Source organism: Flavobacterium sp. HJ-32-4 (assembly GCF_022532105.1).
Classification (GTDB): Bacteria; Bacteroidota; Bacteroidia; order Flavobacteriales; family Flavobacteriaceae; genus Flavobacterium.
Genome location: NZ_CP092832.1, coordinates 1,865,345 through 1,888,424 on the forward strand (window position 1 = coordinate 1,865,345; position 23,080 = coordinate 1,888,424).

Genomic DNA, 23,080 nt, shown 5'->3' on the forward strand with positions numbered 1-23,080 from the left:
AATAAAAAAGGCTGTTACCATTGTGACAGCCTTTTTATTTTGGGGTTACGCGTACTACTTTGCGTTGTATACCTGAAGCGCTTCTTTTAATATCGCCACGCTTCGTACGAGGTCTTCTTTTTTAAGTACATACGCAATCCGGACTTCATCCTTACCAGCGCCTGGAGTGGAATAGAAACCGGCAGCCGGAGCGACCATAACGGTTTCGCCATTGAGGTCAAATGATTCTAACAGCCATTGCGCAAAGTCGTCGGCGTCTGTGACAGGTAGTTTCGCCATACAATAGAAAGCACCTTTTGGATTTGCAACGACTACACCGTCGATTTTACTTAATTCGCTTACCAATGTATCGCGACGGTCTTTGTATTCGCCAATTACTTCGTCAAAATAGCTTTGAGGCGTATCCAGTGCCGCCTCCGCTGCAATCTGTTCGAAGGTCGGCGGGCTCAGACGGGCCTGTGCGAACTTCATCGCGGTAGCCATCACTTCCTTGTTTTTTGACACAATACAGCCGATTCGGGCACCACACATACTGTAGCGTTTCGAAACCGAATCGATCATAATCGCGTGTTGCTCCAGACCCGGAATGTTCATCACCGAGTGGTGTATGTAGCCGTCGTACGCAAATTCGCGGTACACCTCGTCGGCAATCAGGAAAAGGTCGTGTTTTTTGACGAGTTCGGCCAATTGCAACATTTCCTCTTTTGAATACAGGTAACCGGTTGGGTTACCCGGGTTGCAAATCAATACCGCTTTCGTACGGGGCGTAATGAGTTTTTCAAATTCGGCGACGGGAGGAAGTGCAAATCCGGTATCAATTGTCGAGATGACCGGCACCACTTTGACACCTGACGCCGTGGAAAAGCCATTGTAGTTAGCATAGAACGGCTCGGGAATGATGATTTCATCTCCCGCGTCCATCGTACTTCCCATGGCAAAAAGCAATGCTTCCGAGCCACCGGTGGTAATAATAATATCAGCTGTATCAACAGGCAGGCCATGGGCGGTGTAATAGGCCGCCAGTTTTTTGCGGTAACTTTCGAAACCGGCCGAGTGGCTATATTCGAGTACCTCAAGGTGAACGTTTCGGATGGCCTCAAGGGCTCCTTCCGGCGTGCGGATATCGGGTTGTCCAATATTCAAATGATAGACTTTGGTGCCTCTTTTCTTTGCTCCTTCTGCATAAGGCACCAACTTCCGTATGGGCGATTCAGGCATGTGCTGCCCTTTGCTTGATATGGTTGGCATGTGACTGTTTTTACGACTGCAAAATTGCAACTTTTTTTGCATCCGGTCACGCAACCCGTATCTAAATGCGGTATTTCTATTTCATTGGCGATTATTTAGTATTTTTAGGAAAAAAGAAATGAAACGGTGGTTGCTCGTTGCCTTGCTTTTTACGAGTCTGGTTCCCTGGGCGCAGGACTCTTTTACGTTTTTGGGCAATCGCAAATCGGTTTCGATTCCCTTCCGACTTATTAATAACCTGATCATCGTGCCGGTAACCGTAAATGGCACACAACTCGACTTTTTGTTGGATACGGGCGTAGAAGAGAATATCCTTTTCAGTCTTGAGGAAAAAGAACTTCCGCTATTTAACGTTGAGAAAATCGAGCTTCGGGGTCTGGGCAGCGAGGAATCGGTGGAAGGCCTGAAGTCGGTGGGGAATATGATTGGTATGAAAGGAATGAAAAGTACCAATCAGATACTATATGTCGTACTTGACGAACAATTCGATTTTTCAGCCAGCCTCGGTGTTCCCGTCAATGGCATCATCGGGTACCGCTTCTTCCGCGATCACCCCGTGACGATCGACTATGCCCGAAAGCGACTTCGGGTATATAACCGTGCCCGCACCGACATGAGTAAAGTACTTCGGGATTTTGTAGCTTTCGATCTTACCATCGAGAAATCCAAGCCTTATCTGAAGGTGGACGTCAGTATTGATTCGATTCCCCGGTCGTCTAAACTTCTGATTGATACCGGAAATAGCGATGCGGTTTGGCTTTTTCCGTCCCGCGACAAGAAAATCACCGTTCCGGATAAACGGCTGCGTGATTTCCTCGGTCGTGGTTTCAGTGGGGAAATCTATGGCGACAAAGCCAGGATATCCCAATTGCAGTTACAGACTTTTTCGTTCAAACGACCTATCGTCGCGTTTCCCGACACCACTTCCGTGCGCCATGTCAGGATGGTCGACCAGCGTGTCGGTTCGATCGGGGGCGAAATACTCAAACGATTTACCGTGTGTTTCGATTACCAACAGCAAAAACTGTATTTGAAACGCAATGGCTCTTTTTCCGAGCCCTTCACCTATAACATGAGTGGTATTACCCTGCACCACGCCGGACACCAAATAGTGCAGGAACGTGCTAATTCGACCGGAAACAGGGTCGACCTTTCTTTTGGCGAGAAGGAAGTACAGGTCAGCTATCGCTTCTCGCTCAAGCCCATTTACGTCGTCGTATCGGTACGAGAGGATTCACCGGCAGAGAAGGCTGGTATCCGAAAGGGCGATCTCTTAAAACGGGTAAACGGGCGCGACAGCTATCAGTATTCCCTCCAGGAATTAAACCTATTACTGAAGTCGGAGGAAGGCCGTCATGTGGAAGTAGAGGTGGAACGCGACGAGAAAATCCTCGATTTCCGCTTCGATCTCGAAGAACTCCTCTGACCTTGGCCTGCCCGGTTTTTTCGCTACCTTTGCGCCACACAACACACTTACATCATGAGTTCCGAAAACAGCAAGCGGTATGCCCAACGCGGCGTGTCGGCTTCAAAGGAGGATGTACATAACGCCATCCGGAATATCGACAAAGGGCTGTACCCGAAAGCATTCTGTAAAATCGTTCCTGATTACCTCACCGGCGACCCCGACTATTGCCTGCTGATGCACGCGGACGGAGCCGGAACAAAGTCTTCACTGGCCTACATGTATTGGAAGGAAACCGGAGATGTTTCCGTTTGGAAAGGCATTGCACAGGATGCCCTCGTGATGAACCTTGACGACCTATTGTGTGTGTGGGTGTGACTGATAACATCCTATTGTCTTCCACCATCGGACGTAACAAAAACCTGATTCCGGGTGAGGTGATTTCTGCCATTATTAATGGAACGGAAGAACTCATTGCGGAGTTGGCAACCTACGGCGTTACCATTCATTCTACAGGTGGCGAGACGGCCGATGTGGGCGACCTGGTTCGTACGATCATCGTCGACTCGACCGTCACAGCCCGCATGAAACGGGAAGATGTAATCGATAACGCCCGGATTTCGGAAGGGGACGTGATTGTAGGACTCGCATCATTCGGACAAGCGACGTATGAAAAGGCGTATAACGGAGGGATGGGAAGTAACGGACTCACCTCTGCCCGGCATGACGTCTTTGCCAAACACCTGGCGGCGACCTATCCGGAAAGTTATGACGCTGCCGTTGCGGAATCGCTCGTCTATTCCGGGACGATGGGTTTGACGGACGCGGTGGACGGAAGTCCCCTGGATGCTGGAAAATTGGTGTTATCCCCAACACGCACCTATGCCCCGGTCATCCGCAAGATCCTCGAGCGGTTTCGTCCGACTGATATCCACGGCATGGTGCATTGCAGCGGTGGGGCACAGACGAAAATCCTCCATTTCATTGACGACCTCCATGTGATAAAAGACAACCTGTTTCCGGTGCCGCCTCTTTTCAGGTTGATACAAGAGCAATCCGGCACAGACTGGAAGGAGATGTACCAGGTATTCAACTGTGGCCACCGGATGGAACTCTACGTCCCGGCAGCGATTGCACAGGATATCATCGCCATTTCCGAAGCGTTCGGCATTCCGGCGCAGGTGGTAGGCAGAGTGGAAGCGGGTCCTAAGCGACTGACCGTCATCAGTGAATACGGAGACTTTCAGTACGCATGATACCCCGCGATCTGGTCCTTGAAAATGAAAAGGTACTTCTAAGGCCGTTGGAGGCATCCGATTTTGAACTGCTGTTGCCTTTTGCGCTGGAAGAGCCCGAAATCTGGTATTTTTCGCTCGTTCGCGCAGCCGGAGCCGACGGATTGCGCCACTATATGGATATTGCCCTGAAGGCCCGCGAGACAGGTCAGGAATTCCCCTTCATCGTATTCGATAAAGTAACCGGCCGCTATGCCGGGAGCACACGTTTTTACGACATAAACCTTCCGTTCGCAACCGTGCAACTTGGGTATACGTGGTACGGAAGTGCCTTTCAGGGTACCCACGTTAACCGCAATTGCAAGTACCTGCTTCTTCGCTATGCTTTTGAAGAATGGGGAATGGAACGGGTGGAGTTTCGTGCCGACGCCCGTAATGCCCGGAGTATTGCCGCAATGAAAAGTATTGGTTGCCAGGTAGATGGTGTCCTGCGGGCGAATATGCCTACCGCCGATGGTGGACGGCGCGACAGCATCGTCCTTAGCATTTTGAAAGACGAATGGCAGGAGCGTGTCAAATCGTTATTGGAAAATAAAATCAAGCTTTTATGATACTAACCCCTTTTTTCGGAGTAGACGATCTTTTGTTCGGTATGAAGCAAGAAGATGTAATCGCCCGCAAAGGCGCTCCTTCACGCCAATTCAAAGACGAGGACGGCAACGTGATCTTTTTGTACGATAACGCGAAACTGCGCCTTTCGTTCTACGAAGAGGGAGACTTCCGTTTAGGATACATCATTACCGCCCATCCGGATGTTGAGGTCGCCGGTGTAAAACCGATTGGGTTGACCAAGGAGGCGCTGCTTCCGACTATGCGAGAGGCTGGTTTCCCGAAATGGACAACAGAGGCGTTCGATACCTATGAGAACTTTGTCAATGAAGAGCATTGGCTGGTCATCCAGACCGAATTCGGGGAAGTGGTAAAGATCGAGGCAGGTGCGGCCATCAACGAAAAGACCGACGAATTCGATTGGAAGTTCCAATAAAAAAGTCCCCGAAGGGACTTTTTTTTTATTCTGCTTTCTCGAGCATTTCGATTTCGAAGATCAGGTCGGTATTAGGTGGGATGCGTTCACCGGCACCGCGCTCTCCGTATCCGGAAGCAGACGGGATGAATACCACCGCCTTATCGCCCAACGCCATATTCTGGATGCCGTCGATGAATCCGGAAATCAGTCCTTTTTTATTGCCATACTGGAAAGGGAAAGGGGCATAGCCACCTCCGTTTGCACGGGCTTCATCAAAGGTGCCAAACGCCCTGTTCACGTCGGCATAGCTGCTGTCGAACAGGCGACCATCTTTGAAGTAACCGGCATAATGGATAAATACCTGCTGCCCGTCGGCTGGTTTCGTACCCGCGCCCTTTTTAATGATGGTATAGGCTACTCCGCTTGGCAATACCGTAGCGGTTTCACGCACTTTATCAAAATAGGCTTTCTTCTCGCTGATGACGCCACCATATTGGGCCTCATACGCTTTCCGTTTTGCAGCTTCCGCTTCTTCCTTCTCTTTACGCGCTTTGGCTTCCTGCTCGTCGCGTGTGGCCATGTAGTCACCGAAAACTTTTACCGCATTGAAGGCTTTCGCTGCTGCACCTTTACGAATGATCGTCACTTTCGCAATGAGGTCGTTCTGTGCGATGGCGTTCACCACATCCTGTCCGGAAACGACATACCCGAAAACGGTATGCTTTCCGTCCAGCCAAGGCGTGTCTTTGTGGGTGATGAAGAACTGGCTGCCATTGGTTCCGGCTCCGGCGTTCGCCATCGAAAGCGTTCCGGCGCGGTTGTGCTTCAGGTCGGTGATTTCGTCCTTGAATTTATAACCAGGGCCGCCACTTCCGGTACCGGCTGGGTCACCCCCCTGGATCATGAAGTCGGCAATGACCCGGTGGAATTTGAGTCCGTCGTAAAATGGCTTTCCTTTTAAGTTTGCGTCCGTCACCGCCGGATTGTTACCTTCAGCCAACGACACGAAGTTGGCGACCGTAATGGGCGTTTTTCCGTATTCGAGTTTAAGAAGGATTTTTCCTTTGGTGGTCGTGATTTCCGCGAAGAGCCCATCTGTCGACGCAGGCGCTGCTGCCTTCGGCGACGCTTTTTTGGTCTGGGCGAATACACCTGTCGATAAGGTCAACAACAACAGGCAAATGAGTTTGGTTTTCATATGTGGATTTCGGTTTTTTTAATTGCTTGGAAGTATTTCGACGTCAAAGACGAGATCGGCGTTTGATGGAATGATCGGTGGTCGGCCGGCTTCGCCATACGCCAATATCGACGGTATGTACCAAATAACCTTATCACCCAATGATGCCTGGTCGAGTCCTTCAATGAACCCCTGGATCATCCCGGTACGTTGGCCGTAGCTCCAGACGATGGGTTGGTAGCCGTTTTGCGCCGCCTGCCCCGGATCGAGTTTTCCATAGGCTTTGGCAATATCGGCCTGTGTGGTCCAGAACAGGATGCCATCAGGGAAATAGCCCGAGCATACCACCTTTATTTTCTGGCCGGGCTTCAATTTACCACCTGTTCCTTTTTTTACTATGGCATACGAGAAGCCGGTCGCCGTTTTTGTGGCTTTCGGACGGTAACTGTCGAGGTAGGCCTTTTTCGCATCGATAACTGCCTTGTGTTCGTTTATGTACGCCTGTTTTTCCGTTTGTGCATCCGCGTCCGCTTTCTTACGGGCGTCGGCTTCCGAACGGAAGTAGTCGCCGAATACCTTAGGCGCATCGAATTTTTTCACGGCTTCCCCAATACGGATGATCCGGATGGAGGTGATGACGTCGTTGACCTGGATCTTATTGACGACATCCATACCATTTCCAATCACGTGGCCGAAGACCGTGTGTTTGCCATCGAGATGTGGCGTGGCTACATGCGTAATAAAAAACTGGGAACTGTTGGTGTTGGGTCCGGAATTCGCCATCGAAAGTGTTCCGGCGGAATCGTGGCGTAGATCCGTGATTTCATCCTTGAATTTATAGCCCGCGTCACCAGATCCGTTCCCCAGCGGGTCGCCTCCCTGGATGACAAAGCCCGGTTCCACCCGGTGCCACTTTAATCCGTCGTAGAAGGGTTTTCCGCGGAAGCGTTTGTCTACGAACGTATTCGTTCCTTCTGCCAGCGACACAAAATTCGCCACGGTTACCGGAGTCGTCTCGTAATCGAGCATCACCATGATGTCGCCTTTTGAGGTCTTGATTTCGGCGTAAAGTCCGTCAGGCAGATCCGAATGTTCGTCTTTACACGAGGCCAGGAATAGGCATCCCAGGGCCAGAAGCCATAGTTTTCTCATCAATCAGTACTTGTTTTGTTTTCAGGTTTAAAATCGTTCAGCGTCACGGTCACGATTAACGGAGTGTTGGGCGCGATCCGTTTGGTGTCACCACGATACCCGTATCCTAAGTGGGAGGGGAACAGGAACACCACTTTTTCATTTTTGTGCATTCGTTTGAGACCGTCGCGCAGGCCCATCAGGATGTTCTGCTTATCGACGACATACGTCTGCGGCCGCAGTTCGACCTCCGAGTATATCACATTTCCTTTCAGGTCCTGGATGGAATAGTCAAATTCCGCCACATCGCCTTTTCTTGGACGAAGTGTGTCTGTCGCATTTCGCTCAAGGTAATAAAACCAATATCCCTTGGGCGTAGCGGTATACTGATGCGCTTTGTCAGCCCGGATGATCGAGTCGATGACCGCTTCTTCCCCGGCAATCAGTTTCTTGTTGCGTGCGACCGACTCGCGCATGAAGGTCCCCGAGGTGTGCGACACCGGCCGCCGCGCCTGCTGTTGTGAGCAGCCAATGGCTACGACCAGGGCGGTTATGAATAGTATAATCTGTTTCTTTTTCATACGTAGTCGTGTATCTCAATATCTGCCACCAGTTTCTGAAAACGACGGACGGTTTCCGCCAGTGAATCATTTGATTTTCCACCGGCTGCGTTGATATGGCCGCCGCCGTTGAAATGCGTGCGAGCAAATCGGTTCACGTCGAAATCGCCTTTTGATCGGAAGGAAATCTTGATGATGTTCTCGTCGCGATGCTCAATGAAAATAGCGGTGAAGACAATGCCTTTTACAGACAGGCCATAGTTCACCACACCCTCCGTGTCGCCTTTGATATAGCGGAAGGTATCGAGTTCTTCCTGCGACAAGGTAATATAGGAGGTCTTCTTTTCCGGAATCAGTTTCATATTCTGCAAGGCGCGTCCCACTAACTGCATACGTTCATACGAGTTGCTGTCGTAGACCTGGCTGTAGATACGTGCGTTGTCAACACCTTTATCGATGAGGTCGGCGGCGATTCGGTGTGTCGTGGAGGAGGTAGAAGGGAACCGGAAATTTCCCGAATCGGTCATGATACCGGTGTAAATACAGGTAGCAATCGTATGGTCGATGTCGCCTTCGTGCCCCAGGAAACCAATGAAATTATAAAGCATCTCACAGGTCGAACCAAACCGCGTCTCCGAATAGCGCACGGCTGCATAGTCTTCCGGATGCTGGTGATGGTCGATCATGATGAAAGGCACCTTAAGGCGTTTCAGCACGGTTTCCATTTCACCGGTACGATGCAGGGCATTGAAGTCGAGGGTAAATACGAGTTCTGCCTTTTCCAATTGACGCGATACGTTCTCGCGGTCTTTCTCATAGACGACCGTTGCTTCCGAGCCCGGCATCCAGGCCAGAAAATCTGGGAATTCATTTGGTACCACAACCAGTGGATCATGGCCAAATTTCAGGAGAAAGTGGTAGAGTCCGAGCGTGGAGCCCATGGCATCGCCGTCCGGACTGCGGTGGGGTATAATGGCTATTTTCTTAGGGGATGACAGCCAGTTCCTGACCGTTTCGATTTCTTCCTGTTTCATGTACCGGTTTTTCGCCTGCGCCGTGTATACACAGTCCGTGCAGCATGCGAAAATACGTTAATTCCGTTAAAAACCATCGCCTTTCGCAGGGTCTGCAAGTTAAACATTTTGTAAAAAGGAAGTAGGAGGAGCGCCGGAAAATTACGGGAAAACCGCAGCCGGAAATCCATGTGGGTTTTTTAATTTAGCGGTTCAAAGAATGTGTATGATTTCTGAAGCCGATTTCCGCCATGAACTTTCGCTTATCATCGAGAACGCCCTTAGAGAGGACATAGGTCCGGGCGACTACAGTTCCCTGGCCTGTATCCCGCATGATGCCCTGGGAAAAGCGAAGCTATTGGTGAAGGAAGACGGCGTGATTGCCGGGGTGGACTTTGCCCGGATGATTTTCCAGAAAGTCGATCCGGAGATGGTGGTCGAGACCTTCATCGAAGACGGTACGGCGGTTCGAAAGGGCGATGTCGTGTTCCACGTGTCCGGTCGTTCGCAATCCATACTCAAGGCGGAACGTACCGTATTGAATTCGATGCAGCGGATGAGTGCGATTGCCACCAAAACGCGCTATTTCGTTTCGTTGCTTGAAGGAACCGGTACACAGATACTCGATACCCGTAAAACGACACCCGGTTTTCGCGCGGCTGAAAAGTGGGCGGTGACGATTGGCGGAGGTGAAAACCATCGGTTTGCGCTTTACGACATGATCATGCTGAAAGACAACCACAACGATTTTGCCGGTGGGATTACACAGGCCATCCGTAAAACGCAGGCGTTTCTCACACAACATCAATTGGACCTGAAGATAATCGTCGAGGCGCGGAATCTGGCGGAGGTAGAGGAAATCCTTCAAAGCCCGGGTATCCACCGTATTCTTTTGGACAACTTTGATTACGAAACCACCCGTCAGGCCGTGCGGTTGATCGGGAACCAATGCCAGACGGAATCGTCCGGCAATATCAACGAAAAGACGATACGTGCCTATGCCGAATGCGGTGTCGATTATATTTCATCGGGCGCGTTGACGCATTCCGTCTACAACATGGACCTTAGTCTCAAGGCGATCTGAGTATGACCACGCGCGACCGTATCTTCAAATGGCCCCTAATAGGCAGTGTGGCGCGTTGGGCGCACCGTATCACCCTTTATGAAGGGCTGACGTTGTATGAATTGCTCGAGATCTATATCGTCGGACTCGGGCGCAGTGCCGTCAATAACCGCAGCAAGGCCATTGCGTTCAGCTTCTTTATGGCGTTGTTTCCGTTCGCACTGTTCATACTCAACCTGATTCCGTTTATTCCTATCGACCATTTCCAGGAGGATTTCCTTCGGTTTGTGGCTGACAGTGTGCCGCCTAATACGTACGATGCGATATCGGGTATCATCAACGACATCCTCAACCACAGCTACGGGAGTTTGCTGTCTTCCGGTTTCCTCCTGTCGATATTCCTGCAGGCGAACGGGGTCAATGCCATCCTGACCGCTTTCGAGAACGCGCTTCCGCACCATGCCAAGCGACCGTTTCTGCCGCAGTATATCGTGGCCTTGGGGATTTCGTTCTCCTTGAATATCCTGTTGATTGTAACGGTGTGTATCATTCTGGTCTTTGAAGTTTTCGTGCAGCAAACACGCCTTCAGGATGTGGTAAGCGACCGAATTCCACTTTTGCAGTTAGGACGTTATGCCTTCCTGATCCTGATGGTATTGATAGTGACATCGGGATTGTTCAAGTTCGGTACCAAGCAACTGGAGAAACGTCCGTTTATTTCGGTGGGGTCCGTTTTTACGACCATCCTTTTCGGGATGACGTCATACCTTTTCGGTATTTGGGTGGTACGTTTCTCCCGCTACAATGAACTATATGGCTCTATCGGGACGTTGCTCATCGTCATGTTTTACATCTGGATCAACTGCACCATTCTGCTGCTCGGTTTTGAGCTCAATAATGTCATCGAGGAACACAAGCAGAAGATCAGGCGGAGCAAGCAAACCGCCGACACCTGAGCATGCGCTTCGTTGAAGTAATATTGCCACTCGCGTTACCGCGTACTTTTACCTACAAAGCAGGTGATGCGGAATTGCAACCTGGCACGAGGGTAGCGGTGCCGTTTGGCCGTACGCGTATCTACACAGCATTGGTGATTGAAACACATGATAACGCACCGACACTTTACGAGGCACGCGATATCGAACAAGTACTCGATACACATCCGATCGTGACGGATATACAGATTGCACATTGGTTCTGGATCGCGTCCTATTATATGTGTACGATAGGTGAGGTCTATCGCAGTGCGATGCCTTCGGGCTTACTATTGGAAAGCGAAACGCTTTTGTCGGCCGCTCCTGATACCGATTCTGACCTATCGTTGTCACCCGACGAACAGGCGATACAGGCGGCATTGACGCGTCAGTCGTCTTTGTCGGTTCGGGAAGTATCGGCGTTGCTTAACAAGAAGCGTGTCTTTCCTGTCTTGCAGGGTATGTTAGCGAAGAACCTCGTTCGGTTGCGTGAGGAAATACAGGATGCGTATAAGCCCAAGCTCGTTCGGTATATCCGCCTGGCTGAGGCATTTGATGATCCGGAAAATCTGCAACCGCTGCTCGAGGAATTAAAAAACGCACCCAAGCAGCGTGATCTCGTCCTGTCCTATTTCCAACTAAAGGCCCGCGACCGGAAGCCTATTGCCGTCAACCTTTTGTTGGAACATGCGGCAGGCAGTGCCGTCGCCTTGAAAAGTCTGGTGGAAAAAGGGATTTTCGAAAGCTACCAGCTTCAACAGGATCGGCAGGTTTTCGATGGCTCGGTACGCGAAGACCGTCTGGAGTTGAGCGTTGCGCAGCAGGAGGCATTTGAGGCTATCCGGGTGTCGTTTCAGTCGCATGACGTGACGCTTTTACACGGTGTGACGGCATCCGGTAAGACGGAAATCTACGTACAACTCATCGAGCGTTTCCTTGAAGAAGACCGATCGGTACTCTATCTGTTGCCCGAGATTGCATTAACGACACAATTGGTCGAGCGACTCCGATGGCATTTTGGCGAGAAGGTTACGGTCTTCCATTCCGGATTCAGCAACAACGAACGGGTAGAGGCGTGGCAACGGGTGTTAGAGGGAAGCCCAAAAGCCCGGATTATCATTGGCGCGCGCTCTGCATTATTCCTGCCGTTCCGCCATCTCGGTTTCATTATCGTAGACGAAGAGCACGAGCCGACCTTCAAACAACAGGATCCGGCCCCGCGTTACCACGCCCGGGATACGGCTATCGTGCTGGCGGGCTACCACGGTGCAAAAGTGCTATTGGGTTCGGCGACGCCTTCGCTGGAGACACGGTTTAACGCCGAGTCGGGAAAATACGGACTCGTAGCACTCACCAAACGCTATGGCGATGCCGTGTTGCCTGAAATTGCGTTGGTCGATCTGAAAGACGCCTATTTCCGCAAAAAAATGAAAGGGCATTTTAGCGATACGCTGATCGAGAACCTGCAGGAGACGTTGGAACGGGGCGAACAGGCCATCCTGTTCCAGAATCGGCGTGGTTTTTCGCCCGTAGTCGAATGTCTCGACTGCGGTCACGTGCCCCAGTGTCCGCAGTGCGACGTAAGTCTGACGTATCACAAGCACAAAAGCCAATTGCGCTGTCATTATTGCGGCCACGCCATCGCCATGCCGCAGTTTTGCCACGCGTGCAGCTCGGTAAACCTTACCACCAAAGGCTTTGGCACGGAGCAGGTGCAGGAGGAACTTGAGGCGTTGTTCCCGGCGATTCGATCGTTGCGTATGGACCAGGATACGACCCGCGGCAAGCATGCTTTTTCGCGCATTATAGATGCGTTCCGTAATCGGGAAGCCGATATTTTGATTGGTACGCAAATGTTGTCAAAGGGCCTCGATTTCGACAATGTAGGGTTGGTCGGTATTATGAACGCCGATAACATGCTTTACTATCCTGATTTTCGTGCACAGGAACGGGCCTTCCAGATGCTCACGCAAGTGGCGGGCCGGGCCGGGCGTTCGGAGCGTAAGGGCAAAGTCATCATCCAGACGTATAATCCGTACCATAACATCATCCGGCAGGTGATGGAGAACGACTATCCCGCGATGTATCACGAGCAGTTGCATGAGAGACGTATATATAAGTACCCACCGTTTTTCCGTCTTATCCGTATTACGTTGCGGTATCGTGAGTACGAACGCCTTCGGGAAGCATCTGCCTGGCTAGCCGATGTATTACGGCAACACCTTGATATGCCGATATTGGGTCCGGAAGAGCCGCCTATTGCCCGTATCCGAAATGAATATATCCGGCAGATATTGGTCAAGATACCAGGTAGTAGCAATCCCGCTCCGGTCAAATCGCGTATTGATCGCATCCGGACGAGTTTTTCCGCCGTGCCACACTATCGGTCGGTGAGAGTAGTGGTGAACGTTGATTTTTATTGAGTTTTTTCGGGACTGACCAGAAGACATGGGGGTAGTTCGGGGATTGTATTGCGGTGTGTGTACTTGATATGAAAAGACCTGCAAGGTTTTTAAAACCTTGCAGGTCGGAGTCATCGTGATTTACTTCCTATCTCCCGAACTTCCAATCTTCCGATCTTCCATTCGCTAATCCGCTAATTAACTCATTCGCTAATTAAAAAAAACTGCCAGTTCAATTGAACCGTACAGGTCTTCCATTATCTAATTATCTAATTGACTAATTATCTAATTACACATACTCCAACGCTTTCTTCAAATCGTCTTTCTTGTTGCGGCTAAGCGGTATTTTATTCGGTCCGATTTCGGCGAATTTACTGTTGAATTTGTCGACTTTGTCGATGTTGACGATGAACGATTTGTGTACCCGCACGAATTTCTCGGCTGGCAGGTCATTCTCGAACGACTTCATGGTGGACAATACCAGATGGCTTTCGTCGTCGGTCACTACTTTCACGTAGTCGCCGAACGCTTCCACCCATTTGATACGCGAAATGAACACCTTGAGTTTCTTTAGTTTGCTCTTGATGAAAATGAACTCGCCGTCTTCTTCCTGTGCGTCACGCAACATCGTATACATGTTGAGGGCGCGTTTGATGGCGATCTCGAAGCGGTGATGGGTGATGGGTTTCTGCAGGTAGTCGGTCGCGTCATAGTCGAATGCCTTGACCGCATATTCCGGTTTGGAGGTGATGAAAATAACCTGTGGCTTGGTCTTGAGTCCGTCAAGAAGGTCGAAGCCGCTTACGATAGGCATTTCCACGTCCAGAAACAGTAGGTCAACCTGGTTATATGACATGAAATTCTTGGCCTCAATGGCGTTTGAAAACTCACCTATCAAGTTAAGGTTGAGGTGGTTGGACGCCAATTTACCGACGATCATCCGTTGGATGGAGCTATCGTCCACAATAACGCAATTCAGTTTCATAATCCGTCCTCTTTAACACTTGGGAAATTAAAAGTAGGGTAATTTGCGGTTACAAACCAAATGTTGGCGAAAAAAAATGCATTTCGTCGATATTTTCACCGTCTGCATTTGTGCAATCAGATTAAAAGACTACTTTTGCACCCACGTTTAAAATAACCATTATGAATCATTACGAAACTGTTTTCATCTTGAATCCCGTTTTATCTGAGCAGCAGGTAAAGGAAACAGTAAGCAAATTTGAGGATTTCCTTACTTCGAGGGGTGCCAAGATGGTCGCCAAAGAGGACTGGGGCTTGAAAAAGCTGGCTTACGAGGTCCAAAACAAAAAGAGTGGTTTTTACCACCTGTTCCAATTCCAAATCGACGGTGAGCACCTGCTTCCATTCGAAACGGAGTTCCGTCGTGACGAGCGCGTGATGCGTTTCCTCACGGTCGCACTTGACAAGCACGCCGTATCCTGGGCTGAAAGAAGAAGAGAAAAACTCAAACAAAAAGCGTAACCATGTCTAGCATCGAACAAGCAGCAAAAGGGAAGAAAGACGGAGATATCCGTTATTTGACCCCACTGAATATCGAAACGAACAAGCAGAAAAAATACTGCCGTTTCAAGAAAGCCGGAATCAAATATGTCGATTACAAAGACCCTGATTTCCTTTTGAAATTCGTCAACGAGCAAGGAAAAATCCTTCCACGCCGTCTGACCGGAACCTCACTCAAATACCAACGCAAAGTATCGGTAGCCATCAAACGGGCACGCCACCTGGCGCTTATGCCTTACGTAGCTGACTTGCTTAAATAATACAGAAGGACCATTATGGAATTGATACTGAAACAAGACGTACAGAACCTAGGGTTCAAAGACGATATCGTAACGGTGAAGCCAGGGTACGGCCGTAACTTCCTGATTCCACAGGGTTTCGCTACGCTCGCTACCGCTTCTGCCAAGAAAGTACATGCGGAGAACCTGAAGCAACGTGCCTTCAAGGAAGCCAAAATCGTAGAGGATGCGAAGAAGCAGGCCGAAGCGCTTAAGGCCCTTGAAATCAAAATCCTTGCGAAGGCAGGAGGCGACAAACTCTTCGGATCGGTTACAAACGCTGACATTGCGGAAGCGCTTGAAAAAGCCGGACAACCAGTTGATCGTAAATACATCACCAGTGGTATCGTGAAACGTACCGGTAAATACACCGCCAACGTTCGCCTTCACCGCGATGTAGTGGTGGAACTTGCTTACGAGATTATCGCTGAGCAAGCATAACACAGCAGGCAGTCGCGGTTTGCAGTAGGCAAATCGACACCCTCAGATAAAAACGCCCGGTTTTAGAACCGGGTTTTTTTGTGCTTTATTTTAATCGGTAGCGAACTACCACCCCTACATCGCTGTTCACTGTCTACTGCTTACTGACTACTGCCTACTTTTAAAAGGGCCCCATCCGGCTGTCCGCTATAGCCCTCGCCCACCAGGCACTTCCGCCATCGGCCCGGCTGTGGCTTCCGCTGGTCGCCCCGCCGCACCGGGCGTCAGGCCTGCCAGGCTTCGGGGCTGCCGCTTCCATCCGGGGCAGTTTTGAGTAGGCAGTTCTTAGTAGGCAGTTGGCAGTTGCAGTGGGCAGTGGGTAGATTGGCGCCGGCACATGAAATTCCAGGTTTTCGAACCAGTTATTTTATATCTGGTTTTTCTACGTAAACCGTCCGTCTACACTACCACTGCGACTGGTACTACTGAGACCGCGACTGCGACTGCGACTGCGACTGACGCCCCTCTAGCTCCGCATCCGGTTTTATATCCAACACAAATCGTCCCGCCTTGTACTTGCCCGTTATTCCTTCCAACCGTACCTTTGTCCCACCAACCACCAACCACCAACCACCGACCGCCGATCACTGACTACTGACTACTGACCCCTAACCCCTAACCCCTTGAAATACGCCCGCCTCACCAAAGAACAATTTGAAGAACTTCATCCTGAATTCACCAATTTCCTTGCCGCGCAATCCATCGACAAAGACGAATGGGACCAGTTGAAAAAGGAGCAACCTCATATTGCCGAGCAGGAATTGGACGTATTCTCCGACCTGATCTGGGAAGGCGTCCTAAACCGTGCCGAATACCTCGAACATTTCGGGAAGAATTATGTGTTCTTTTTCCATTGTGGTGAGACGCACATCCATTCCATTATCCTCAAAACAGTGGGTATTGACGTCGACTTCCTCACCCGCGAAGGATTGCAGTTCCTCACCGACAACCTGTTTTCGGACCAAATCGAAATGAAAGTCGGTACTAAAGCCTATGATAACGACGACCGTAACCAAGCCATTTTCCAGTTGATCCAACAAGGGGCTTTCCTTAGCGATGGTAGCCGCTATCGGGACCTGAAGGAAATGATTGCGTAATTCAAACGCCGCTTTCCCGAGCCCGCCCGGTGCAAAATAGCAAATCCCGACATACGCTGGTTACGGCAAAACCACACATTTTCCAGAAATACGTCTCGTATTCCCGCTTTACTGCGCCTCAAAATACTCAAAGGCATCGATGATATCAAGGTATACCCCGTCGAAGCCTGCACCAAGAATCTTATCGAGGTACGAGTCATTGCCTTTGTAAATGATATTCTGCCAATCGGCGTTCCAGTATTGCACTTTGTAGTTCCCGGGCCAGTCGGGGTTTTCTGATTCCAGCCAGTCCGGTCGGTTGCTGTCCCATCCGTCTTGCCAGTAGTAGCGGTAGTCCTCGGCTTCACCGATTGACATATAACAAATCAATAGCCGTTGCCCGCCGTTCGCCTTGAAACGAAGTTCGTTGAGGTCGGCAGGTGTGAGCGCCGTATTTTCGAAGAAAAGATCGAGAATGACCGCGTCGTAGTTCGTGGCTTTTACCTCATTAAGGAAGTCAGCTTTGGATGCAAACTGTGGATTGATAAAGAACAGAAAGTTTCTTGCCTCCGAAAGTTGTGTGACGTCAGCAGTGTTTTCATTATGCGGCGGATCGGACGGGATCGCGTCGAGATTGCGATACGGCTCCGCGAAACCCACGTATCCGGCGGCATCGTTCTGAAGATAGGAGTCGGCCATTTTTGAGGGGGTCGAAGCATAGTCAATGACCAGTATCGTTTTTCCCTGTCCTTTGGCGATGTTCAGGTAGTTGCGGAGATAGCCCGTCGTGGCGACCGGTGTGGCGCTGTCATCGCTGTCATAGCCGTAGAAAAGGTCCTCCTGGCCGTTACCGTCGATGGCGTTGAGGTAAGAAAGCGACGGCGCGGCAGGTCCATCGTTCGAAGTGCTGACCAGTTCGATGCCATTCTGCGGGATAACCATAAAACCCGGATGTTCTGATTTGGCCTTTTCGCTGATACCGATCACCAGGTTGCGCATCTCCTGGCGGAAGTCGCGTATGGGCGTGGAACCACCATCGCGGTCGGTTCCGCAGGCCACTGCCAGGAATGCAAAAGAGAAGAATGCGACGCGTTTCATGATGCACAGTTTTAGATGATAACCCTTGTAGGCCAAAGATATTTCATAATTGTCGACATTTCTTCGACGGGGCCACCACGCAGAGAAGCAAAAATCTTATTTTAGTGAGCCGTTTAAAAACGATAGGAATGGATGCCCTTAGCCAGATCAAAGCCCTTCGGGACGAACTGAATCGCCACAATTACAACTACTATGTCCTCGACCAACCCGAGATATCGGATTTCGAGTTCGACCAGAAATTGAAACAGTTGCAGGCACTCGAAGACGCCCATCCGGCGTATTTCGACGCCAATTCACCCACACAGCGGGTAGGAGGGGCCGTCACCAAAAACTTCACCACAGTCGTACATGACAACCGCATGTATTCCCTCGATAATTCCTATTCGAAAGAAGACCTGGCAGACTGGGAACAGCGCCTCGAACGGGCGTTGGGTACGTCTGGCCTTTCATACACCTGTGAGTTGAAGTACGACGGTGCTTCCATCAGCCTTACCTACGAGAATGGCACCCTACAACGTGCCGTCACGAGGGGAGACGGATTCCAGGGTGATGACGTTACCACAAACATCCGCACTATCAAGTCCATTCCGCTACATATCAAAGGCGATTTCAAAGGTCGTTTTGATGTGCGGGGTGAGATCATCCTTCCGTTTGCCGGCTTTGAGAAAATGAACCAGGAGCTAATAGAAATTGGTGAGACGCCTTACGCCAATCCGCGCAATACCGCTTCCGGTAGCCTGAAATTGCAGGACAGCGCCATAGTAGCCAAACGACCGTTAGAGTGCCTCGCCTATGCTGTCGTGGGGCGTAACCTGCCCTTTTCAACCCAGTTTGACGGATTGGCGACTTTGCGTAATTGGGGGTTTAAAGTCCCGACCGAAGCCCAGGCCGCGGCCAACCTGCAGGAGGTGTACGAGTTCATCGACTATTGGGACACCCATCGCCACGATTTGCCCTATGAAACCGACGGCGTGGTGGTAAAAGTCAATGATTTCCATTACCAGGACGAAGCGGGTTATACCGCCAAATCCCCCCGTTGGGCCATTGCCTACAAGTTCAAGGCCGAACAGGTGGCTACACGCCTTAACTCGATTTCGTATCAGGTGGGCCGCACCGGTGCCATCACGCCCGTTGCCAATCTCGAGCCCGTGCAGTTGGCCGGTACGATTGTGAAACGCGCGTCTTTGCACAATGCCGACCAGATCGAGAAGCTTGACATCCGAATAGGCGACACCGTGTTTGTTGAGAAAGGAGGGGAAATCATCCCGAAAATCATTGCCGTTGATGTTACGAAACGCCCAGACGGAACCGCTCCGACCGACTATATCACCCATTGCCCCGAGTGCCAAAGCGAACTCGTACGGGCGGAAGGCGAAGCACAGCATTACTGCCCGAATTTCTATGGTTGTCCACCGCAGATTATCGGACGCATCCAGCACTATATCTCGCGAAAGGCGATGGATATCGAAGGGTTGGGCGGAGAGACGGTTGCGTTGCTGTACCACAACGGACTGGTTCGCAACTATGCCGATCTGTATGACCTGACGGTAGAGCAGGTCATTCCCCTCGACCGCATGGCGCAGAAATCAGCGGAAAACCTCGTCAACGGTATTGAAAAGTCGAAGGAAATCCCGTTTGAACGCGTGTTATATGCTATCGGTATACGGTTTGTAGGCGAGACGGTTGCGAAGAAGTTGGCCCGGCATTACAAAAGTATCGAGGCACTTTCAGAAGCTTCTTTGGACGACTTAGTTGGGGTAGAAGAAATAGGCGAAAAGATTGCCCAGAGTGTGATCGACTTCTTCCGGAACGATGACAACAGGCATATCCTGTCGCGGTTAAAGGCATATGGTGTCAAAATGGAGGTCGACGCACCGAAAGAAGTGGCAAGTGATGTTTTGGCGGGCAAGACCTTTGTGGTTTCGGGTGTGTTTTCCAAATTCTCCCGCGACGAGTTGAAAAGCGCGATTGAAGACAATGGTGGCAAGGTGGGCAGTTCGATCTCGGCCAAAACGGATTTCGTTGTGGCGGGGGATAATATGGGACCGGCCAAATTGGAAAAAGCGACGAAGTTGGGCGTTGCCATCATTTCGGAAGACGATTTTATCGCCCTCTTAGGCTGAAAGCGTCCAGACCTCAAAGGTTTTTAAAACCTTTGAGGTCTGGCCCAAAGCTAACTATCGCAGGTTAAACCCCATTACGGCTTTCCCGCATATTTTGTTAAAGGTAACTTACACATTGATCACCCGCGACACATTCCTGCGGTCTTTCCCCTTTTCAAAGTAGAAGTCAACCCGTCCCAGGTTGACGCCATAACATCCCACCTGATTTACGATGACGTCCTGACCGTCGAGGTTCTTCACAATCGTGGGTTTGTCGAGGAACGTATGCGTGTGGCCGCCGATAATGAGGTCAATATCGCGTGTTTTAGCGGCGAGGGTCATATCGCAGACTTTATCCGGATCGTTTTTATAGGCATAGCCGATATGCGAGAGCGCAATGACAAGGTCGCAGCCCTCGTCGTGTTTGAGCGTGCGGGCCATATCGGTCGCGATTTCAATCGGATCCCGATACACGGTTTCTTTATAATTCCGTGGGTCCACCAGTCCTTTCAACTCTACGCCTAATCCGAAGATGCCCACTTTTACGCCTGTTTTCCGGAAAATGCGATAGGGTTTTACAATGCCGTCCAGCACGGTGTTGCTGAAATCGTAATTCGCGGAGACAAAGCCGAATTTTGCATGGGGGAGTTGTTTGTAGAACCCTTCGATCCCGTTGTCAAAATCGTGGTTGCCCAGTGTGGCGAGGTCGTAGCCCAACATCGACATGAGTTTCATTTCCAACTCGCCCCCATAGTAATTGAAATAGGGCGTTCCCTGAAAAATGTCACCCGCATCCAGCAAAAGCACATTGTCGTTTTCCCGTCGTATGGCTTCAATGATAGCGGCCCGTCGCGATACGCCGCCCATATTCGGGTTTTTGGGATCGTTGGCAGGCAGCGGGTCTACATGGCTATGGACGTCATTCGTATGCAGTACCGTCAGGTGAATGCCCTTGTCAGGCGCAAACGACATAAGTCCGGACCCGGCAATCACTACCGATGCCGCCGCTGATTTCTGTATGAATTCACGCCTTTGCATTATTTTTCTACTGTTATACGGGGTTCGTATCGGGTTTTCAGCGTTCGGCTCTTACGGAAATAATCGATCAACACATCCCGTAATTTGTAATCGAGCGTCAGGGTGGGTTGGCCCTGGAAGAAGACCATATTGTCGCCGCCGTTCGAAAGATAGTCGGAAGTCAATACATGGTAGGATGCGTTTTCCTGTATGGGAACGCCGTGAATGGCAATGTTCTCCGCTTTCCCTGAACTATTGATAGTAAACGAGAGTCCGGATAATGGATGCGGTTTCTTTTCCCGGATGATATAGTCTACCAGTTCTTTAACGGCTGCTGTCGGCATCGTGACCACCACCAGGCTGTTTTCAAAAGGCATGACTTCAAATACGGATCCAACTGTTACGTTTCCTTTTCCGATGCTGGCACGGATACCCCCATGGTTCAGAAGGCAAAAGTCGAGGTGGCCACCGGTTCGTTTCACGAAGACACTATCACCCTGCGCCATCGAAGCGTCTGCCATCAGGCAACCGATGTTGGTCTGCCATTCACCGGTCATTTTTTCAAGTGGTTCCGGAGCGACGGCGAGAACGGTTGCAAGGTCTTTTTCCATCGAGGCCCGGTACGGTTGGATCGTCGCTTCAAGTGAAGCGGGTGCGCCTGCCGTTTCTGTCACCGGAAGACGCTTGCCTTCGATCAGGGTGGGATGGTAGACCGATTGGCAACCCCAGAAGACAAGTATTGTTAAGAATAAAACAAAAAGTTTCGGGGAAACCTGATGTTTTTTTAGTTTTACCGCCATTTGACGCTAGGGAATCTATACATTTGTAATAAGGTAAAAGTAGTATGTTTTTACGTTTTTTGAAGGAGTTTTTCTTAAAAAGAAAGTTAAAAAACAGCTTTGCCAACGTAAAGCCAGAGCGGGTTTCGGGCGCTATTCGAAGCGTGGGTCTGCTACTCGACGAGAGCTATCTCGAATCACGTGAGGCCGTACTGGATGAATTAGTGGCTAACGGCATCGAGCGTGACACGATCCAGGTGCTTGCCTTCCGCGACCGCATCCGCAAGCAGGAAACGTTCGACTATCCGGTGTTTGGATGGAAGGATATCAGTTGGTCAGGGGCGATACTAAAACAGGATGTCATGACGTTTTCCGGGCAACCGTTCGATCTTTTGGTAAGTTACTACGATATAGAGAAAACGCCGCTGATGCTGGTGACGCAACAGTCAAAGGCTGCTTTCAAGGCCGGTTTCTCAACCGTTGACAAGCGACTGAACCACCTGACCATAACCACGGTCGCCGAGAACCACTCTGTTTTCGTGGCCGAATTATTTCGATACTTGAAAATACTCCAGAAAATATGAACCGTTCCGTTTTTGTGGGCACCGGCGTAGCGTTGGTGACACCCTTTCGCGCCGATCTTTCCGTCGATACCGAAGCACTGACGCGCATTGTCGATTTCGTGACCGAAGGAGGCATCGACTACCTCGTTGTTCTCGGTACAACCGGAGAACCGGCTACGTTGACCGCCCAGGAAAAAGAACTGGTGATTACGACCATCATCGAGGCCAATAAAGGACGTCTTCCGTTGGTATTGGGTATCGGTGGCAACCATACCGCAGCGTTGGTCCACGAACTTCAAACCCGCGATCTCTCTGCCTTCAGTGCGGTGCTTTCGGTTTCACCTTATTATAATAAACCCACCCAGGAAGGTATCTACCAGCATTTCAGTGCCATAGCGAAAGCGTCGCCGCTGCCGGTGATTCTTTATAATGTGCCGTCGCGCACCGGCAGCAATATGTTGCCTTCGACCGTGTTGCGGATCGCGCGGGATTTTTCCAATGTCATCGGCGTGAAGGAAGCGGCGGGTGATATTGTACAGGCGATGACGCTGATTAAAAATAAGCCAGCTGATTTCCTTGTTATTTCGGGGGATGATATGCTGACCGTACCGATGACGCTGGCTGGCGGATCAGGCGTGATTTCGGTTATTGGTGAAGGATTCCCACGAGAGTTTTCCGAAATGGTACGCCTTGCCCTTGATCGTAAAGTCGACGAAGCGTATGCCCTGCATTACCGCCTTTCCGACGCCATCGACATGATCTTCGAACAGGGAAGTCCTGCCGGAATCAAAGAAATCCACAAAAAGCTTGGCCTATCCGGAAATGCAGTGCGTCTTCCGTTGGTGAACGTCGATCAGAACCTCGCATCACGGCTTCACGCCGCGGTTGACGAACTGGCGGCTGTTCCGTCGCGGTCGTAGTCCAAAAA

22 protein-coding genes and 1 pseudogene are annotated in these 23,080 nt (G+C 50.5%); 14 read left to right on the top strand and 9 right to left on the bottom strand.

What is annotated here, in order from left to right:
- Positions 1–54: 54 nt before the first annotated feature.
- Positions 55–1,248, bottom strand: a complete 1,194-nt coding sequence (locus tag MKO97_RS07655; RefSeq protein WP_241102620.1) for a pyridoxal phosphate-dependent aminotransferase — start codon at positions 1,246–1,248, stop codon at positions 55–57.
- 118 nt (positions 1,249–1,366) lie between these two features.
- On the opposite strand from MKO97_RS07655, the gene MKO97_RS07660 reads away from it, so the two are divergent.
- The 4 genes and pseudogenes from MKO97_RS07660 to MKO97_RS07675 all read left to right on the top strand — a co-directional run bounded on the left by MKO97_RS07660 (position 1,367) and on the right by MKO97_RS07675 (position 4,933).
- Entirely contained in the window at positions 1,367–2,674 is a 1,308-nt protein-coding gene (locus MKO97_RS07660; RefSeq protein ID WP_241102621.1) for a PDZ domain-containing protein, read from the top strand.
- Positions 2,675–2,728: 54 nt separating this feature from the next.
- Positions 2,729–3,909 (top strand): annotated as a pseudogene (locus MKO97_RS07665) (AIR synthase related protein).
- The gene (locus MKO97_RS07670) at positions 3,906–4,499 is read left to right on the top strand and encodes a GNAT family N-acetyltransferase (RefSeq protein ID WP_241102622.1); all 594 of its coding nucleotides are present in this window, start codon (positions 3,906–3,908) and stop codon (positions 4,497–4,499) included. The pseudogene MKO97_RS07665 and the gene MKO97_RS07670 overlap by 4 nt, the downstream one beginning before the upstream one ends.
- Positions 4,496–4,933 carry a hypothetical protein gene (locus MKO97_RS07675; protein WP_241102623.1) on the top strand — a complete coding sequence of 146 codons (438 nt, stop codon included), beginning with the start codon at positions 4,496–4,498 and terminating at the stop codon, positions 4,931–4,933. Before MKO97_RS07670 ends, MKO97_RS07675 begins: the two co-directional genes overlap by 4 nt.
- A gap of 25 nt (positions 4,934–4,958) precedes the next feature.
- Here MKO97_RS07675 and MKO97_RS07680 read toward each other — a convergent pair whose 3' ends face one another.
- The 4 genes from MKO97_RS07680 to MKO97_RS07695 are packed head-to-tail and all read right to left on the bottom strand — an operon-like array spanning position 4,959 to position 8,817.
- Positions 4,959–6,113, bottom strand: coding sequence for a peptidylprolyl isomerase (locus MKO97_RS07680; protein WP_241102624.1), 1,155 nt, complete (start codon positions 6,111–6,113; stop codon positions 4,959–4,961).
- A gap of 18 nt (positions 6,114–6,131) precedes the next feature.
- On the bottom strand, positions 6,132–7,244 hold the full coding sequence (locus MKO97_RS07685; protein ID WP_241102625.1) for a peptidylprolyl isomerase: 1,113 nt from the start codon (positions 7,242–7,244) through the stop codon (positions 6,132–6,134).
- On the bottom strand, positions 7,244–7,804 hold the full coding sequence (gene gldI / locus MKO97_RS07690) for a gliding motility-associated peptidyl-prolyl isomerase GldI (protein ID WP_241102626.1): 561 nt from the start codon (positions 7,802–7,804) through the stop codon (positions 7,244–7,246). The genes MKO97_RS07685 and gldI overlap by 1 nt, the downstream gene beginning before the upstream one ends.
- Positions 7,801–8,817 (bottom strand): bifunctional oligoribonuclease/PAP phosphatase NrnA, encoded by a 1,017-nt coding sequence (locus MKO97_RS07695; RefSeq protein ID WP_241102627.1) that lies wholly within the window; start codon positions 8,815–8,817, stop codon positions 7,801–7,803. The genes gldI and MKO97_RS07695 overlap by 4 nt, the downstream gene beginning before the upstream one ends.
- Positions 8,818–9,022: 205 nt before the next feature.
- Between MKO97_RS07695 and nadC the strand changes: the two genes are divergently transcribed.
- The 3 genes from nadC to priA are packed head-to-tail and all read left to right on the top strand — an operon-like array spanning position 9,023 to position 13,256.
- On the top strand, positions 9,023–9,880 hold the full coding sequence (gene nadC, locus MKO97_RS07700; protein ID WP_241102628.1) for a carboxylating nicotinate-nucleotide diphosphorylase: 858 nt from the start codon (positions 9,023–9,025) through the stop codon (positions 9,878–9,880).
- Entirely contained in the window at positions 9,877–10,815 is a 939-nt protein-coding gene (locus tag MKO97_RS07705; protein ID WP_371820452.1) for a YihY/virulence factor BrkB family protein, read from the top strand. Before nadC ends, MKO97_RS07705 begins: the two co-directional genes overlap by 4 nt.
- 2 nt (positions 10,816–10,817) lie before the next feature.
- The gene (gene priA / locus MKO97_RS07710; protein WP_241102630.1) at positions 10,818–13,256 is read left to right on the top strand and encodes a primosomal protein N'; all 2,439 of its coding nucleotides are present in this window, start codon (positions 10,818–10,820) and stop codon (positions 13,254–13,256) included.
- 268 nt (positions 13,257–13,524) lie between these two features.
- On the opposite strand, the gene MKO97_RS07715 is transcribed toward priA, so the two are convergent.
- Positions 13,525–14,220, bottom strand: coding sequence for a LytTR family DNA-binding domain-containing protein (locus MKO97_RS07715; RefSeq protein ID WP_241102631.1), 696 nt, complete (start codon positions 14,218–14,220; stop codon positions 13,525–13,527).
- Between the two features lie 161 nt (positions 14,221–14,381).
- Here MKO97_RS07715 and rpsF point away from each other — a divergent pair, with 161 nt between their 5' ends.
- From rpsF to MKO97_RS07735, 4 genes are all read left to right on the top strand, one after another.
- The gene (rpsF, locus tag MKO97_RS07720; protein WP_241102632.1) at positions 14,382–14,720 is read left to right on the top strand and encodes a 30S ribosomal protein S6; all 339 of its coding nucleotides are present in this window, start codon (positions 14,382–14,384) and stop codon (positions 14,718–14,720) included.
- Positions 14,721–14,722: 2 nt separating this feature from the next.
- A complete protein-coding gene (rpsR, locus tag MKO97_RS07725; RefSeq protein ID WP_241102633.1) occupies positions 14,723–15,019 on the top strand; it encodes a 30S ribosomal protein S18 in 297 nt (98 codons plus the stop codon).
- Between the two features lie 15 nt (positions 15,020–15,034).
- Positions 15,035–15,478: a 50S ribosomal protein L9 gene (rplI, locus tag MKO97_RS07730; protein ID WP_241102634.1), complete on the top strand. Its 444-nt coding sequence runs from the start codon at positions 15,035–15,037 to the stop codon at positions 15,476–15,478.
- A gap of 662 nt (positions 15,479–16,140) precedes the next feature.
- Positions 16,141–16,614 (top strand): DUF6495 family protein, encoded by a 474-nt coding sequence (locus MKO97_RS07735; protein WP_241102635.1) that lies wholly within the window; start codon positions 16,141–16,143, stop codon positions 16,612–16,614.
- A gap of 108 nt (positions 16,615–16,722) precedes the next feature.
- Here the strand turns inward: MKO97_RS07735 and MKO97_RS07740 are convergent, their stop codons facing one another.
- Positions 16,723–17,691 carry an endo alpha-1,4 polygalactosaminidase gene (locus MKO97_RS07740; RefSeq protein WP_241102636.1) on the bottom strand — a complete coding sequence of 323 codons (969 nt, stop codon included), beginning with the start codon at positions 17,689–17,691 and terminating at the stop codon, positions 16,723–16,725.
- 128 nt (positions 17,692–17,819) lie between these two features.
- Here MKO97_RS07740 and ligA point away from each other — a divergent pair, with 128 nt between their 5' ends.
- On the top strand, positions 17,820–19,814 hold the full coding sequence (ligA, locus tag MKO97_RS07745) for an NAD-dependent DNA ligase LigA (RefSeq protein ID WP_241102637.1): 1,995 nt from the start codon (positions 17,820–17,822) through the stop codon (positions 19,812–19,814).
- A gap of 108 nt (positions 19,815–19,922) precedes the next feature.
- Here the strand turns inward: ligA and MKO97_RS07750 are convergent, their stop codons facing one another.
- Together MKO97_RS07750 and MKO97_RS07755 are read right to left on the bottom strand one after the other, a co-directional pair.
- The gene (locus MKO97_RS07750; protein WP_241102638.1) at positions 19,923–20,831 is read right to left on the bottom strand and encodes a bifunctional UDP-sugar hydrolase/5'-nucleotidase; all 909 of its coding nucleotides are present in this window, start codon (positions 20,829–20,831) and stop codon (positions 19,923–19,925) included.
- On the bottom strand, positions 20,831–21,484 hold the full coding sequence (locus MKO97_RS07755; protein ID WP_241102639.1) for a 5'-nucleotidase C-terminal domain-containing protein: 654 nt from the start codon (positions 21,482–21,484) through the stop codon (positions 20,831–20,833). Before MKO97_RS07755 ends, MKO97_RS07750 begins: the two co-directional genes overlap by 1 nt.
- 170 nt (positions 21,485–21,654) lie before the next feature.
- On the opposite strand from MKO97_RS07755, the gene MKO97_RS07760 reads away from it, so the two are divergent.
- Together MKO97_RS07760 and dapA are read left to right on the top strand one after the other, a co-directional pair.
- Complete coding sequence (locus MKO97_RS07760) at positions 21,655–22,173, top strand: hypothetical protein (RefSeq protein ID WP_241102640.1); 519 nt, start codon at positions 21,655–21,657, stop codon at positions 22,171–22,173.
- Complete coding sequence (dapA, locus tag MKO97_RS07765; protein WP_241102641.1) at positions 22,170–23,072, top strand: 4-hydroxy-tetrahydrodipicolinate synthase; 903 nt, start codon at positions 22,170–22,172, stop codon at positions 23,070–23,072. The genes MKO97_RS07760 and dapA overlap by 4 nt, the downstream gene beginning before the upstream one ends.
- The last annotated feature ends 8 nt before the right edge of the window (positions 23,073–23,080 follow it).

Coding starts and splice junctions, on each gene's coding strand:
- MKO97_RS07715 (WP_241102631.1), bottom strand. CDS start 14,220: ATGAAACTGAATTGCGTTATTGTGGACGATAGCTCCATCCAACGGATG.
- dapA (WP_241102641.1), top strand. CDS start 22,170: ATGAACCGTTCCGTTTTTGTGGGCACCGGCGTAGCGTTGGTGACACCC.
- MKO97_RS07750 (WP_241102638.1), bottom strand. CDS start 20,831: ATGCAAAGGCGTGAATTCATACAGAAATCAGCGGCGGCATCGGTAGTG.
- MKO97_RS07680 (WP_241102624.1), bottom strand. CDS start 6,113: ATGAAAACCAAACTCATTTGCCTGTTGTTGTTGACCTTATCGACAGGT.
- rplI (WP_241102634.1), top strand. CDS start 15,035: ATGGAATTGATACTGAAACAAGACGTACAGAACCTAGGGTTCAAAGAC.
- MKO97_RS07675 (WP_241102623.1), top strand. CDS start 4,496: ATGATACTAACCCCTTTTTTCGGAGTAGACGATCTTTTGTTCGGTATG.
- priA (WP_241102630.1), top strand. CDS start 10,818: ATGCGCTTCGTTGAAGTAATATTGCCACTCGCGTTACCGCGTACTTTT.
- MKO97_RS07760 (WP_241102640.1), top strand. CDS start 21,655: ATGTTTTTACGTTTTTTGAAGGAGTTTTTCTTAAAAAGAAAGTTAAAA.
- MKO97_RS07655 (WP_241102620.1), bottom strand. CDS start 1,248: ATGCCAACCATATCAAGCAAAGGGCAGCACATGCCTGAATCGCCCATA.
- gldI (WP_241102626.1), bottom strand. CDS start 7,804: ATGAAAAAGAAACAGATTATACTATTCATAACCGCCCTGGTCGTAGCC.
- rpsR (WP_241102633.1), top strand. CDS start 14,723: ATGTCTAGCATCGAACAAGCAGCAAAAGGGAAGAAAGACGGAGATATC.
- MKO97_RS07695 (WP_241102627.1), bottom strand. CDS start 8,817: ATGAAACAGGAAGAAATCGAAACGGTCAGGAACTGGCTGTCATCCCCT.
- MKO97_RS07670 (WP_241102622.1), top strand. CDS start 3,906: ATGATACCCCGCGATCTGGTCCTTGAAAATGAAAAGGTACTTCTAAGG.
- MKO97_RS07740 (WP_241102636.1), bottom strand. CDS start 17,691: ATGAAACGCGTCGCATTCTTCTCTTTTGCATTCCTGGCAGTGGCCTGC.
- rpsF (WP_241102632.1), top strand. CDS start 14,382: ATGAATCATTACGAAACTGTTTTCATCTTGAATCCCGTTTTATCTGAG.
- ligA (WP_241102637.1), top strand. CDS start 17,820: ATGGATGCCCTTAGCCAGATCAAAGCCCTTCGGGACGAACTGAATCGC.
- MKO97_RS07660 (WP_241102621.1), top strand. CDS start 1,367: ATGAAACGGTGGTTGCTCGTTGCCTTGCTTTTTACGAGTCTGGTTCCC.
- MKO97_RS07685 (WP_241102625.1), bottom strand. CDS start 7,244: ATGAGAAAACTATGGCTTCTGGCCCTGGGATGCCTATTCCTGGCCTCG.
- nadC (WP_241102628.1), top strand. CDS start 9,023: ATGATTTCTGAAGCCGATTTCCGCCATGAACTTTCGCTTATCATCGAG.